General features: G+C 63.3%; 12 protein-coding genes, 1 pseudogene and 1 riboswitch. Of the genes and pseudogenes, 8 read left to right on the top strand and 5 right to left on the bottom strand.

Going from position 1 to position 14531, the window contains the following annotated elements; translation table 11 throughout:
* Positions 1-44: 44 nt before the first annotated feature.
* Positions 45-1685 carry an acyl-CoA synthetase gene (locus NKI99_RS00870; protein WP_352609367.1) on the bottom strand — a complete coding sequence of 547 codons (1641 nt, stop codon included), beginning with the start codon at positions 1683-1685 and terminating at the stop codon, positions 45-47.
* 191 nt (positions 1686-1876) lie between these two features.
* Between NKI99_RS00870 and NKI99_RS00865 the strand changes: the two genes are divergently transcribed.
* The 4 genes and pseudogenes from NKI99_RS00865 to NKI99_RS00850 all read left to right on the top strand — a co-directional run.
* Positions 1877-2842, top strand: a complete 966-nt coding sequence (locus NKI99_RS00865; protein WP_127291072.1) for a sugar-binding transcriptional regulator — start codon at positions 1877-1879, stop codon at positions 2840-2842.
* A gap of 90 nt (positions 2843-2932) precedes the next feature.
* Positions 2933-4987 (top strand): bifunctional aldolase/short-chain dehydrogenase, encoded by a 2055-nt coding sequence (locus NKI99_RS00860; RefSeq protein ID WP_023808752.1) that lies wholly within the window; start codon positions 2933-2935, stop codon positions 4985-4987.
* A 121-nt stretch (positions 4988-5108) separates the two neighbouring features.
* A complete protein-coding gene (locus NKI99_RS00855) occupies positions 5109-5369 on the top strand; it encodes a type II toxin-antitoxin system ParD family antitoxin (RefSeq protein ID WP_023808753.1) in 261 nt (86 codons plus the stop codon).
* Positions 5370-5382: 13 nt separating this feature from the next.
* A pseudogene (locus NKI99_RS00850) lies at positions 5383-5649 on the top strand (type II toxin-antitoxin system RelE/ParE family toxin); the annotation flags it as partial.
* 70 nt (positions 5650-5719) lie between these two features.
* On the opposite strand, the gene NKI99_RS00845 reads toward NKI99_RS00850, so the two are convergent.
* The 3 genes from NKI99_RS00845 to NKI99_RS00835 all read right to left on the bottom strand — a co-directional run bounded on the left by NKI99_RS00845 (position 5720) and on the right by NKI99_RS00835 (position 9409).
* A complete protein-coding gene (locus NKI99_RS00845) occupies positions 5720-6772 on the bottom strand; it encodes a substrate-binding domain-containing protein (RefSeq protein ID WP_023808755.1) in 1053 nt (350 codons plus the stop codon).
* A gap of 51 nt (positions 6773-6823) precedes the next feature.
* Entirely contained in the window at positions 6824-7819 is a 996-nt protein-coding gene (locus NKI99_RS00840; protein ID WP_127291078.1) for an ABC transporter permease, read from the bottom strand.
* A gap of 78 nt (positions 7820-7897) precedes the next feature.
* Entirely contained in the window at positions 7898-9409 is a 1512-nt protein-coding gene (locus tag NKI99_RS00835; RefSeq protein WP_352609365.1) for a sugar ABC transporter ATP-binding protein, read from the bottom strand.
* A 135-nt stretch (positions 9410-9544) separates the two neighbouring features.
* Here NKI99_RS00835 and mtnK point away from each other — a divergent pair, with 135 nt between their 5' ends.
* Together mtnK and mtnA are read left to right on the top strand one after the other, a co-directional pair.
* Positions 9545-10819 (top strand): S-methyl-5-thioribose kinase, encoded by a 1275-nt coding sequence (gene mtnK / locus NKI99_RS00830; protein ID WP_352609363.1) that lies wholly within the window; start codon positions 9545-9547, stop codon positions 10817-10819.
* A complete protein-coding gene (gene mtnA, locus NKI99_RS00825; RefSeq protein ID WP_352609362.1) occupies positions 10816-11910 on the top strand; it encodes an S-methyl-5-thioribose-1-phosphate isomerase in 1095 nt (364 codons plus the stop codon). The genes mtnK and mtnA overlap by 4 nt, the downstream gene beginning before the upstream one ends.
* A gap of 8 nt (positions 11911-11918) precedes the next feature.
* Here mtnA and NKI99_RS00820 read toward each other — a convergent pair whose 3' ends face one another.
* Positions 11919-12458, bottom strand: coding sequence for an Lrp/AsnC family transcriptional regulator (locus NKI99_RS00820; RefSeq protein WP_023808760.1), 540 nt, complete (start codon positions 12456-12458; stop codon positions 11919-11921).
* Positions 12459-12507: 49 nt separating this feature from the next.
* Here NKI99_RS00820 and NKI99_RS00815 point away from each other — a divergent pair, with 49 nt between their 5' ends.
* Both NKI99_RS00815 and NKI99_RS00810 read left to right on the top strand, forming a co-directional pair.
* Positions 12508-13677, top strand: coding sequence for an MFS transporter (locus NKI99_RS00815; protein ID WP_352609361.1), 1170 nt, complete (start codon positions 12508-12510; stop codon positions 13675-13677).
* 65 nt (positions 13678-13742) lie between these two features.
* Positions 13743-13887, top strand: a riboswitch (FMN riboswitch).
* A 77-nt stretch (positions 13888-13964) separates the two neighbouring features.
* A complete protein-coding gene (locus NKI99_RS00810; protein ID WP_352609359.1) occupies positions 13965-14438 on the top strand; it encodes a 6,7-dimethyl-8-ribityllumazine synthase in 474 nt (157 codons plus the stop codon).
* Positions 14439-14531: the final 93 nt, after the last annotated feature.

Genomic DNA, 14531 nt, shown 5'->3' with positions numbered 1-14531 from the left:
TGCCTAATCGCAAAAGTCGTAACTGGAGGAGAGAAGCGAGGAGCTTAAGTCCCCCTCGCCATCTCGCGCAACCGGAATTTCTGGATCTTGCCGGTCGAGGTCTTCGGGATTTCGGCGAAGGTGACCGCCTTCGGCACCTTGAACCGGGCAAGCAGCGCGCGGCAGTGATCGATGATCTCGGCTTCGGTCGCGACCTTGCCGGGCTTCAGCTCGACATAGGCAACAGGCACCTCGCCCCATTTGTCATCGGGCCTGGCGACGACGCCGCAAGAGGCAACCGACGGGTGCTTGTAGAGCGCGTCCTCGACCTCGATAGAGGAAATGTTCTCACCACCGGAGATGATGATGTCCTTGGAGCGGTCCTTGAGCTGGATGTAGCCATCGGGGTGCATGACGCCGAGATCGCCGGAATGGAACCAGCCGCCGGCGAAGGCTTTGTCGCTCGCCTTGCGGTTTTTCAGGTAGCCCTTCATGACGATGTTGCCGCGGAACATGACCTCGCCGATGGTCTCACCATCGGCCGGTGTCGTCCGCATCGTCTCGGGGTCCATGACCGTCAGGCCTTCGAGCGCTGCATAGCGCACGCCCTGCCGCGCCTTCCTGGCGCTGCGCTCACCCTTTTCGAGATCGTCCCAGGCGCCATGCCATTCGTTGACCACCGCCGGGCCATAGGTCTCGGTCAGGCCGTAGAGATGGGTGACGGCAAAGCCGGCATCCGCCATGCCGGACAGCACGGCTTCCGGTGGCGGAGCTGCCGCGGTGTTGAAGGTGACCGTTTGCGGGAATTCGCGCTTGTCCTCGTCTCTGGCATTGATCAGCACCGACATGACGACCGGGGCGCCGCAGAGATGGGTGACGCCGCGATCGGCAATCGCATCGTAGATCGGCTTCGGCCGCACCCAGCGCAGGCAGACATGGGTGCCGGCCTGAACAGCAAGCGTCCAGGGAAAGCACCAGCCATTGCAGTGGAACATCGGCAGCGTCCAGAGATAGACCGCGTGCTTGGCCATGCCGGCATGAATGGTGTTGGTGTAGGCCATCAGCGCGGCACCGCGATGGTGGTAGACGACGCCCTTCGGATTGCCTGTAGTGCCGGAGGTATAGTTCAGCGAGATCGCGTCCCACTCATCGTCGGGCATCGACCAGGCGAAGTCCGCGGCGCCCCCAGCGATGAAGTCCTCATAGTCGAGCGAACCGATGCGCTCACCCTTCGGGTACGGCGCGTCGGCGGCGTATTCGGGATCGTCATAGTCGATGACCAGCGGCTTGACCTTGGCCAGTTCCAGGGCCTGTCTGACGACGCCGGAGAATTCGCGGTCGACGATCAGCACCTTGGTCTCGGCATGATCGAGCTGGAAGGCGATGACCGCGGCATCGAGGCGGGTGTTGAGCGAATGCAGCACCGCCTTGGTCATCGGCACACCGAAATGCGCCTCCAGCATCGGCGGCGTGTTTGACAGCATGACGGTGACGGTGTCGCCCTTGCCGATGCCGCGCCTGTCGAGCGCCGAGGCAAGCTTCAGCGACCGCTGCCAGAAGGTGCGATAGTCGATGCGCTGGCGGCCATGGATGATGGCGATATGGTCGGGATAGGTCTTGGCCGCGCGCTCCAGATAGGTGAGCGGCGTCAACGGCTGATGGTTGGCCGCGTTCTTGTCGAGATCCTGTTCGTAAGGACTGCCCATCCCATGCTCCCCCGCGGTTTTCTTTCAGACGTTCTAATCACAGGCTCGGGCCGCGTCACCACAAACGATGCCACGACAGAGCGCATTCGGCGCAATGATGAACCAGATTCGGCGTAAGCGGGAGCATCGCATACCTCTGCCCAGTTTGACTTTTGTCGAGAGCCGTGAATAATGTCAGCCGAGGAGACGGCATGGCGATCCGACCGGCAGAACAGCTCATCCACAAGGCCGCCTGGCTCTACTATGCCCATGGCCTGCGGCAGGACCAGGTGGCGAGCCAGCTTAACATTTCCCGTGCCTCAGTCGCCATGTACCTGCGCAAGGCACGCGAGACCGGCATCGTCAACATCTCGACTTCGACCCAGCTTTTCACCGACGACGTGCTGGCGCGCAAGCTCGAGGATGCGTTGAGCCTCGACGCCGTCTGGATCGCACCGGAGAATGATCATATTGCCGACCCGTCGACGGAAATCGCCGTGCTGGCGGCGAGCGTCTTCCTCGAACTGGTCAAGAAGGGCGACCGCATCGGCGTAGCCTGGGGCCGCACCGTCTATATGATCGCCGACGTCATGTCCTATGCCGATCTGCAGGATGTCACGGTGGTGCAGCTCTGCGGCAATCTCGGCGCGCCCTATTCCTACCGGCCCGACCAATGCACGATGGAGATCGCTCGGCGGCTCAACGCCAAGGGACTCAACTTCTACGCGCCGCTGGTGCTGTCGACGGAAGAGCTGGCGCGCGCGCTGCGTGCCGAGCCGGTGATCCGCGAACAGCTCTCAGGTGTGAGTGAATGCGATCTGGCGCTGTACTCGGTCGGCGCGGTCGACGCCGACAGCCATCTGGTCAAATGCGGCGCGCTGACGCCCAGTGAAATGGCGGATCTGCGCAGCCAAGGCGCTGCCGGCGTGATTGCCGGGCAGATCATAGACGCCGAGGGCAAGGTGCTCGACTGCAGTTATAACAGGCGGGTGATCTCCGCCGAGCTTGCCTCGCTGCGCGCCATCGCCAGGCGGTTGGTGGTGGTGCAGGAGGACAGCAAGTTCGAACCGCTGCTCGCGGCGATCGCCGGCGGCCTTTGCACGCATCTGGTGGTCGGCGCGCACATGGCGCAGCGGCTCCTGGACCATGCGGCTGCCACCATAGAAAAGGCCTCCTAGAACCCCCCCTCTCCGCTGCCGGCGCATTGTCATCAAAGCGTCGCGGCAATCCTGTTTCACCAACAAAGACAGCAACCGGACGAAGCGAACATGAAGAATTTGTGGAATGACGAAGCAGCCGAAAAACTCGTCGCCGACTACGCAAAAAAGGGTGTCGGCCGCGACCTGGCGCTGCGCGTCTACACGACCCGGCTGCTCGGCGGCGAACCACGGCTGGTCCTGCATGGCGGCGGCAACACCTCGTGCAAGACGACGGCAACCGACCTCGTCGGCGACCAGTGGGACGTGCTGTGCGTCAAGGGCAGCGGCTGGGACATGGGCGTCATCGAGCCGCAGGGCCTGCCGGCGGTCAAGCTCAAGCCGCTGCTCAAGGCGCGCGCGCTGAACAGGCTGGCCGACGAGGACATGGTTGCCCTGCAACGCGTCAACCTCATCGATCCGTCCTCGCCCAACCCGTCGGTCGAGACGCTGCTGCATGCCTTCCTGCCGCACAAATTCGTCGACCACACGCACTCGACCGCCATCCTCGCCATCGTCGACCAGGAGGACTCCAAGCCGCTGGTGAAGACGGTTTTCGGCAGCAAGATGGGTTACGTGCCTTATATCATGCCCGGCTTCGACCTCGCCAAGGCGGCGGCCGACATCTTCGATGCCGACCCTGATGTCGAAGGGTTGATCCTCGACAAGCACGGCATCTTCACCTTCGGCGACGACGCCAAACAGGCCTACGACCGGATGATCCACTATGTGAATGTCGCCGAGGACTTCATTGCCGCAAGCGGCAAGCCGAAGGCGGCAAAGGCAGTCTTGCCGGCAAAGCTCGCGACACCGGCGTCCATTGCGCCGATGCTGCGCGGAGCGGTGGCGGTAGCGCGCGGCGAAGGCCGCTTCGACCGCATGATCTCTGACTTCCGCACTTCGCCGGCAATCGTCGATTTCATCAATTCATCCGAGATTGCCGATTATGCCGGACGCGGCGTGTCGACACCCGATCTGTCGATCCGCATCAAGACCGGGCCGATGGCGCTGCCGGCGCCCGATGCGGACAAGGCCGGCGACTACAAGGCGGTGATCAAGAGCCATGTCGACGCGTTCGCCAATGATTATCGCGCCTATTTCGAAACCAATGATTCGCTCGACGACGTCAAGCGCACCATGCTCGACCAGATGCCGCGGCTGACGCTGGTGCCCGGCCTCGGCATGTTCGGCCACGGCCGCACGCTGAAGGACGCGAAGATCGCCTCGGATGTCGGCGAGATGTGGATCGAGGCGGTGCGCGGCGCCGAGGCGGTCGGCCGTTTCCACCCGCTCTCCAAGGCCGATCTGTTCCCGCTGGAATACTGGTCGCTGGAACAGGCCAAGCTCGCGTCCAACAAGCCGAAGCCACTGACTGGCCAGGTGGTGCTGATCACCGGCGGCGCCGGCGCGATCGGCGCAGCGACAGCCAAATTGTTCGCCGACAATGGCGCCCATGCCGTCGTCGTCGATCTCGACGCCGAAAAGGCTGCCGACGCGGCGAAGAAGGCCGGCAACAACTCGATCGGCGTCGCAGCCGACATCACCGACCCGGCGCAGGTGCGTGCCGCCTTCGACAGAGCCGTCGCCGTGTTCGGCGGTGTCGACATCATGGTTTCCAATGCCGGCGCGGCCTGGGAAGGCCGCATCGGTGAGCTCGACGACGCACTCCTGCGCAAGAGTTTCGAACTCAATTTCTTCGCCCATCAGTCGGTGGCGCAGAATGCCGTGCGCATCATGCTCGAGCAGGGCACAGGCGGCGTGCTTTTGTTCAACACCTCCAAGCAGGCGGTCAATCCAGGTCCGAAGTTCGGCGCCTATGGCGTGCCGAAAGCAGCGACGCTGTTCCTGTCCCGGCAATACGCGCTCGACTATGGCGCGCATGGCATCCGCTCCAACGCCGTCAACGCCGACCGCATCCGCTCAGGGCTTCTGACCGACGCCATGATCGCCAGCCGTTCGGGCGCGCGCGGCGTGTCGGAGAAGGACTACATGTCCGGCAACCTGCTCGGCCAGGAAGTGACGGCGCAAGACGTGGCGCAGGCCTTCCTGCATCACGCGCTGGCCGACCGCACCACCGCCGATGTGACGACGGTCGATGGTGGCAATATCGCGGCAGCGCTGCGGTAGGAATCCTGCCTTGATCACCCTGCTGCCGCCAGGCAGCGGGGGCAAGGCGCGACGTTAACTCCTAACAATAATTGTTAACTCTTGTTAGGTGTGGTACAGGCTGGCAATGAAACCTGAACCAATGCGTACCCTTACCATATCCCTGACCCCTCAGCAGGTTGCTCGCCTGCAAAGCGCCGTCGAAGGCGGCGGATACGCCTCCAACAGCGAGATTGTTCGTGACGCCCTTCGTCTGTGGGAGCAGCGCGAAGAATTGCGAGCCTTGGAACTCGAACATTTGAAACGGGCCTATGCCGATGGCATGGCCAGCGGCAAGCCGGTGGAAGTCGAACCCGCCGAGTTTATACGCGGCCTGAAGGCAGAACGCCGCGCTCGTAGCTAGATATCGGCTCACACCACGCGCCTCGCAGGATTTGCGAGACATCTGGCACACCATAGCAATCGACAATGAAAAAGCGGCGGACAAGCTGCTCATGCGCATTTTTGACAAGCTGGAACTGGCGACCCAGCACCCCAAGATGGGCACGGCCCGACCGGAATTGAGCGTGACGGCCCGCGTGCTCATCGAAGGCCGCTATATCGTCATTTACGAGCCGCAATCGGATGGCGTGCTGGTCGTCGCGATTGTCCACGGAATGCGCGACCCGGAACACTGGCTGTAATCGGGAGAGGTGGAGCATTCACATGGAAAGAGCGGCACGAGCGCCGCCCTTTCTTTGTCAGAGGTCCAACTTACTTCGCGTTCGGGTTCGGCATCCAGGCCGGCATCGCGACATCGGCGTGGGCGAACTGCGGCAGCTTGGCCGACAGGTCCTCCATGTTCTTGATGTCCTTGTCGATGAGGTCCTTCTGGGTGATCAGCGTCGGCGGCACGACGACGTTGTGGCCGGGATCTTCGCCGGCCAGCAGCTGCGCCAGCGCACGCACCGAGACTTGGCCGACGACGGCCGGATTGGTCGCGGCGGTCGCGGCCCAGGCGCTGTCGGGCTCACGCATCGCAGCGATATCGGACGTCGAGATATCGGCCGAATAGATCTTGATGCCCTTGTTCAAGCCTGCTTCATCGACAGCGATTTTCACGCCCTTGGCGAATTCGTCATAGGGAGCGAACATCACCTTGATGTCGGGATGCGCCGTCAGCACCGAACGCGCCTGGTTGGCGACGGAGTTGGCAATCGGATTGTCGAGCGTGCCGAACATCGCGACTTCCTTGATGCCGGCATACTTCTTCTTGACGTCGACCCAGGTCTCGTTGCGGCGGTCGAGCGGCGCGATGCCGGCGACATAGACATAGCCGGCATTCCAGCTTTCGCCATTGTCCTTGACCGCCTGCTCGAGCGCGAGGCGCGCCAGGTCGCGGTCGGACTGTTCGATCTGCGGGATCTTGGGATTTTCGACATTGACGTCGAACGCCACCACCTTGATGCCGGCGTCGACCGCACGCTGGGCGGCGTCCTTCATCGATTCCGTCAGGCCGTGCTGGATGATGATACCCTGCACGCCAAGCGCGATGGCCTGATCGACCATGTCGGACTGAAGGGCGGCATCCTGGCGGCTGTCGAGGACGCGCAGGTCGATGCCGAGCGCCTTCGACTGCGCCTCGACACCCGAGAGATAGGCCTGGAAGAAGTCGCCGGTCGAGAGATAGCGCACCAGCGCGATCTTGACGCCGGGCTTGTCAAAAGGCGCCGGCTTGTCCGCGGCAAAAGCCGGGACCTGCATCAGCATGGTTGCGCCGGCCAATCCGAGCGCCACCTTCCCCAGAAGTCTTCTTGTAATGCTCACTTTGTTTTCCTCCACTCTTGTTGAACTCGAAAATCCTGTTCCGGTCGAAAGCTACCTCCTGCCCCTGCCCGAAAGCGCAAAGGTGAAGACAAGGGCGACGACCAGAACCACGCCCTTGACGAAATCCTGCGTGTAGTAAGGCGCGTTCATCATCGTCAGGCCTTGCAGCAAGATGCCGACGAACAGCGCACCGATGGCAGTGCCGAAAGCGTTCGGCTTGGCGGCGCCAAGCACCGCGTAGCCGATCAGTGCCGCGGCAACCGCATCCAGCAGCAGATTATTACCCGAGGCGATGTCACCGCGTCCAAGCCGGGCAGCGAGCAAAATACCGCCGATCGAGGCAAAAACTCCTGAAATAACGTAGGCCCAGATCTTGTATGCCTTGACAGGCGCACCGGCGAGTTCGGCGGCACGCTCATTGCTGCCTACGGCATACATCATGCGCCCGAAACGTGTGTATTCGAGGAAGAACCAGATCAGTACGGCGAGCACGAGCAGCACGACTACCGACACCGGAATGAGGTTCGGGATGAAGAAATCGAAGCGGTGGCGGCCGAGCGCCAGGAAGGCGTCGGAGAATTTGCCGTTGGCGACCGAACCGTCCGGCATGGTCATGCCGGTGGCGATCGAGCGGCCTTCTGTCGGAATGCGCTGCAGGCCGACCAGCAGGAACATCATGCCGAGCGTCGCCAGCAGATCGGGCACGCGCATGTAGACGATCAGCCAGCCATTGATCAGGCCGACAACGGCGCCGATCAGCAGGCAGACGACGACCGCGACAAGGGCGTTCTGTTCCAGCACCACCATCACATAGGCGGCCGCCATCATGGCTGATGTAGCGACCGATCCGATCGACAGATCAAAGCCGCCGACGACCAGCGTGGCGGTGACGCCGAGCGCCAGCACGCCGGTGATGGCGACTGACTGGAAGATGAAAACGGCACTTTGCGGCGAAACGAAACCGTCGGCGGCGATCGAGAAATAGGCGACGAGCCCGAACAAGAGCACGATGAACCCGTAGCGGATGGCGTGGTCGCGCAATGTCATCCGGCGCTCCCGCGCGCTGCTGCCGTCTTTACCCAACCCGAACCCATGCTCTCTCCATTCCATTCCTATCGCCCACGCTCAGGCCGCACTGTGCAGCGGCCCGCCGGCGACCTCGGCCAACAGACGGTCGAGATCGACATCGGCATTGCGGTGCTCGCCGACGATGGTCTGTTCCGACATGACCAGGATGCGATCGGCGGTCTCCAGCGCCTCATCGAGCTCGGTGACGAACAGCAGCGTGGCGCGGCCGTTTGCACTGGCCCTGAGCTTGGCGGCAATGTCGCGCCGGGCCGAGATATCGACGCCCTGAAACGGCTCATCCAGAATGAACAGTCTTGCCTTCTGCGCCATCCAGCGGGCGACCATCACCTTCTGCTGGTTGCCGCCGGACAGCTCCGACATCTCGTCCTTCTCGGAACGGCAGACGATGCTCAGTTCCTCGATCTGCCGGCGTGCCGTGGCGCGTTCGAGGCGGCGCCTCAGGATGCCGAAGCGCGACATGCGCTTGTGAAACGGCAGGCTGATATTTTCCTGGATGTTGAAGCCTTGGACGATGCCGTTCTCGCCGCGGTCCTTGGCGACGAGGAACACGCCGGCGGCGATCGCCTCGCCGGCTGTTTCAGGCGCATAAGGCCTGCCGTTCAGCGTCATTGTACCGGCGAGCGGCTGGCGCACGCCAAACAGCGTCTCGGCAAGCGCCGTCTTGCCGACGCCGACGAGGCCGGTGATGGCAACGACCTCGCCGTCGCCGAGCGTCAGCGAAATCGGCCGAGCGCCGTGTGCAATGCGCAGACCTTCTATCTTGAGGACGGCCTTGGCCGAATTCCTGACGACGATCTGGTCGAGATGGATCTTGCGGCCGAGCATGGCGTTGACCGCGCCTTCATAGTCGAGCGGCTTCTTGTCGAAAATGCCTGAGATGATCCCGTCACGCATCGAGACGATGCGATCGGCCAACCGCCTGATGTCCGACATGCGATGCGAGATGTAGAGGATCGCCACGCCCTGCTCGCGCAGCCTGTCGATCAGCGCGAACAGCCGGTCGGCCTCGGCGCTGGAGAGCGATGAGGTCGGCTCGTCGAGGATCAGCACTTTCGGCTTGTGCGCCAGCGCGCGGGCAATCGCCACCATCTGGCGATCGGCCAGCGAAAGATCGCTCACCCGCGCCTTCAAATCGATGGTCAGCCCCATGCGCTCGGCAACCGCCTTGGCCTCCCGCCGCACGCGCATTGGATTGAACAGGGTCGGCGCACCGCTGCCGCTCAGTCGGTCGAGGGTCAGGTTGGTGGCGACGTCGAGATCGGCGACGACACCGTCGTTGATATTCTGGTGCACGGTGACGACGCCGGCGCGGATCGCTTCGGCAGGGGTTTTCGGTGCGAAATCCTGGTCGGCGAGCGTCATCGTGCCGCCGCCGCGTTCGTAGACACCGGAGATGATCTTGACGAGGGTGGATTTGCCGGCGCCGTTGGCGCCCATCAGCACGGTGACTTCGCCGGCATGCAATTCGACCGAGACGCCGCCTAGCACCTCGTTATGGCCAAAGGATTTCCTCAGTCCCTCTACGCGGAACACGGCATTACCGACCATGCGTTCCTCCCTGACATGACGCTATGGGCTGCATCGGCAATTGTCAACACGATTGACAATTGCCAGATCGCTTCCTAGCTTGGCCCAGCCGCCATGCGTCCGTTATGTTCGGAGCGCATAAGCGGGAGGATGACGATGACTGAAAAATTGCCGTTCGAAGCACTATCGGTCGAAACCCTGGCTGCACGCCTTGGCGGCAACGAGGCGCTGTGCGCGAAGATCGGCAAGGACACTGGCGCCTGGAAGGTCCGCGAGGTCGGCGACGGTAATCTCAACCTGGTGTTCATTGCCGAGGGCGCCAATGGTGCAGCCGTCGTCAAGCAGGCCCTGCCCTATGTTCGCCTGGTCGGCGACAGCTGGCCGCTGCCGTTGAAGCGCTCCTTCTTCGAATATCACGCGCTGACCAGGCAAGAGGCGCGCGCGCCAGGCTCGGTGCCGGCGATCCATTATTTCGATGAAGGCCAGGCGCTGATCATCATGGAATATCTTGCGCCGCCGCACATCATCCTGCGCCGCGCCCTGATCGACGGCCGCCAGCTGCCGAACATTGCCCGGGACATCGGCCTGTTCATGGCCCGCACGCTGTTTCGCGGCTCCGACCTGCACATGGCCGCCAAGGACCGCAAGGCCGATCTGGCGCTGTTCGCCGACAATGTCGAGCTCTGCGACATCACCGAAAGCCTGGTGTTTTCCGACCCCTATTTCGACGCCAAGATGAACCGGCACACCTCGCCGCAGCTCGACGGCCTGGTCGCCGAACTGCGCGCCGACCGTGACCTGAAGGTCGAGGCGCAGCGGCTGAAGCACATCTTCGCCGCCAATGCCGAAACGCTGCTGCATGGCGATCTGCATTCCGGCTCGATCATGGTCACCGACACCGAAACCCGGATGATCGATCCGGAGTTTGCCTTCTACGGCCCGATGGCCTTCGATGTCGGCATGCTGCTCGCCAATTTCTGGATGTCCTTCTTCTCGCAGCGCGGCCACGAGCAGGAGGGAAAGCGTGACGCCATGCGCGCCTATCTGCTCGGGGTGACGACCGAGACCTGGGCGGTGTTCCGCGCCGAGTTCTCGCATCTATGGCGGACCGAACGCACCGGCATGCTCTACCAGAGGAGCCTGTTCGAGGATCAGGGCGACAGGCTCGGTGCCGAGCAGGCGCTCGACCATGTTCTGCACCAGATGTGGACCGATTTGCTCGGCTTTGCCGGCATCGAGGTGCACAGGCGCATCCTCGGCCTCGCCCACAATGCCGATTTCGAGACCATTGCCGATGAGGATTTGCGCGCCAGTTGTGAGGCAAAGGCGCTGAAATTCGGCCGTCACCTCGCCGTCAACCGGCGCCAGATCCACAGCATCGACGAGGTCAACCAACTGGCCACGCTGATCGAACAGGAGAGCAGCCTTTGAACGTCGGCGACCGCCACTATCGCACCATCTGGCTGAGCGACGACGGCCGTTCGGTCGATATCATCGACCAGCGCTGGCTGCCGCATGATTTCCGCATCGAAACGATCGGCACGGTCGACGGCATCGCCACCGCCATCCGCGACATGTGGGTACGCGGCGCGCCGCTGATCGGCGTCACCGCTGCCTACGGCGTCGCCATGCAGATGGCCGACGATCCGTCGGATGCAGCGCTCGACGCCGTGTGGGAGACCCTGCACGAGACACGGCCGACGGCGATCAATCTGCGCTGGGCGCTGGACGAGATGCGGCGCTTCCTGCGGCCTTTGCCTCCCGAACAACGCGCGGCAGCCGCCTATCGGCGGGCCAGTGAGATCGCCGACGAGGATGTCGGCCTCAACCGCGCCATCGGCGAGAACGGTCTCGCCATCATCAAGGCGATCGCTGCGCGCAAGCAGAAGGGCGAGCCGGTCAACATCCTGACCCACTGCAATGCCGGCTGGCTGGCCACCGTCGACTACGGCACCGCCACGGCGCCGATCTACCTGGCCACGGAAGCCGGCATTCCGGTCCACGTCTATGTCGACGAGACACGGCCGCGCAACCAGGGCGCCCAGCTGACCGCCTGGGAGATGGCCGGCCACGGCGTGCCGCACACGCTGATCGTCGACAATGCCGGCGGCCATCTGATGCAGCGCGGCGAGATCGACATGGTCATCGTCGGCACCGACCGCACCACGGCCGACGGCGATGTCTGCAACAAGATCGGCACCTATCTGAAGGCACTCGCCGCCGCCGACAATGATGTGCCGTTCTATGTCGCGCTGCCGTCGCCGACCATCGACTGGACGGTGCATGACGGACTGGCCGAGATCCCGATCGAGCAGCGCTCGGCCGACGAGGTCTCGCTGGTCTGGGGCAAGACCGCTGCCGGCGAGATTGCCCAGGTGCGCATTTCGCCGGAGACGACGCCTGCGGCCAACCCGGCCTTCGACGTGACGCCGGCGCGGCTGGTCACCGGCCTGATCACCGAGCGCGGCGTTGCCAAGGCATCGCGCGAGGGATTGAAGGCGATGTTCCCCGAGCGGGCGTAGCCACGTCCCTAGTACAGAGGCTCGGCCATATGCTTCGGCGTCGGCCATGTCTCGGTAATGCCCGGCTGCACCGGCCGCTCCAGATAGGTCGATAAAACCACATAGCTGCGCGTCGAGGTGACGCCCGGCGTTTCGTACAGGCGCGCCAGAAGGCCTTCGAGTGCTCTGGTGTCTTCCGTGCGGACCTTCAGCAGCATGCAGGTATCGCCGGCGACGGTATGGATCTCCTCGACCTCGGGATATTGCGAGACCGCCATCAGTTCCGGCGTCTTTCCCCAGCCCCTGGTGTCGATATGGACAAAGGCAAGCAAAGGCTTTTTCACCGCCCGGGGATCGATGATGGCGACCGTGTTGCGGATGGCGCCGCTGCGACGGAGCCGTTTGACCCGCTCATGCGCTGCGGGTGGCGACAAGCCGACGCGATCGCCGAGTTCGGCGTAGCTGATCGTGGCGTCATCGACCAGGACGCCTAATATTCTTCGGTCAATCGCGTCGAGGTCGCGGGCCGTAGCCTTGTTCTGCGGAATACCATCTGTTTCTTCATCCATGGCGAAATTCCTGGTTCTCCACTGAATAGAATACGGCCATTATGCTGATATGTCGAACATTGATCAAGTTGCGCCATTGACTGCCCGAGCCCCGATCCCGGCGCTTGCCTATCTCTTGACGGGCTGCATCGCCGTCATCGGTTCGAACTCGCTAGTGCTGGGTCCGATCGCACCGGCTGTCGCCTCGTCGTTCAGAACCAGCGTGCCTGCCGTGATGATTGCGGCGGCCGCGTTCGGCCTCGGCACCTCGGCCAGCGCCCTGTTCCTGGCCCGCTACATCGACCGGCTCGGCGCACGCCGGATGCTGCAGGGCGCACTGTTGCTGCTGGCACTAGCGCTGGTGGCGAGTGCCGCCGCACCCACGGTGATCATGCTGGTCTCCGCACAGCTGCTGGCCGGCATCGCTGCCGGCATCGCCATGCCCGCGATCTATGCCAGCGCGGCGGCCATCGCCCCACCGGGCAGGGAGAGCGGCACGATCGGCGTCGTGCTGACCGGATGGACGCTCAGCATGGTCGCCGGCGTCTCGCTGTCGGCCGTGCTTGCCGATCTTGTGCATTGGCGCGCCGTTTTCGCAGCGGTCGCGGTGCTTGCGACCCTTGCATGGATGGGGCTGACAGTGACGTCGCTTAGCGATATCAGGAAGGCCGGACCGGCGCCCGCCCCGCTGGAAGCGCTCGGCATTCCCGGAATCCTGCCGCTGCTGGTCGCGTGCGCGGCCTTCATGACTTCGTTCTACGGCGTCTATGGCTATCTCGGCGACCATCTTCATGTCGGGCTTGGACAGCCGGTGAGCGCCAATGGCCTGGCGGCGCTTGCCTACGGCATAGGCTTCGGCACCGCTGCTCTGCTCGACGGCGTCATCGACAGACTGGGTGCGCGGCGCGTCATGCCATTCGCCTATCTTCTGGTTGCCGTCGTCTACGTCGCGATGGCCACGACGAGCGGCAGTTTCGGGCTGACCTTGACCATGGTGGCGATCTGGGGACTGGCCAATCATTTCGGCCTGAATGTCCTGGTGATGCGCCTGTCGGCGCTCGATCCGTCGCGGCGCGGCACGATCATGGGCCTGAACAGCGCGGTGACTTATCTCGCGGTCTTCGTCGGCACCACCAGCTTCGGGCCGCTCTACTCCAGCTTTGGTTTTGCCACCTGCGCAATGGTCGCGGCATTGCTCATGCTGATCGCCGCATCGGCGGCGGCGTGGCGCACGCGGTAGTCGACGTGCTTGGCCCAACCTTCCCACGGTTGACAGCAGCGCCCTGCCCTTTCATACAAAGCCGTTAATGTTCTCAGGGCGGGGTGAAAGTCCCCACCGGCGGTAAGGGTTTTACCCAAGCCCGCGAGCGCCCTCCGATGGTCGGAGGGGTCAGCAGATCCGGTGTGATTCCGGAGCCGACGGTTACAGTCCGGATGGAAGAGAACGAAACGCAAAACGGACCGCCCCGGCGGGCCGGATTGCGTATCGTGCGTCCTGATTCTGGTTCGAAACGGAAGGATGGACCCATGAATCAGCATTCCCACAAAGACTATGAAACGACCCGCATCGCCGTTATCAGGGCGCGCTGGCATGCCGATATCGTCGACCAGTGCGTACAGGCCTTCGAGGCGGAACTGGCTAACGTCGGAGGCGAGCGCTTCACCGTCGATGTCTTCGACGTGCCGGGCGCCTATGAGATTCCGCTGCATGCCAAGACCCTGGCCGGAACCGGCCGCTATGCCGCGATCCTCGGTACCGCCTTCGTCGTCAATGGCGGCATCTACCGGCATGAGTTCGTCGCCAGCGCGGTGATCGACGGCATGATGAACGTGCAGCTGTCGACCGGTGTACCGGTGCTGTCGGCGGTTCTCACGCCGCTCAACTACCATGACAGCGCCGAGCACCACCGCTTCTTCTTCGAGCACTTCACGGTCAAGGGCAAGGAAGCGGCGAACGCCTGCGTGCAACTCCTGGCGGCGCGGGAGTTGATCGCGGCTTAAGTCACCAAAACGGCCGGATTTCAACCCTGCAACAAGAATTGCGATCGAGAAGAGCTCTGAAGGTTGCGGTTCCGTTGAAATCCCGCCAGAAGC

This window comes from Mesorhizobium sp. M0239, from assembly GCF_040321815.1.
In the GTDB taxonomy this organism is placed as follows: domain Bacteria; phylum Pseudomonadota; class Alphaproteobacteria; order Rhizobiales; family Rhizobiaceae; genus Mesorhizobium.
Note: the sequence above shows the minus strand (reverse complement) of the source record. Positions and strands in the feature narration are given on the sequence as shown.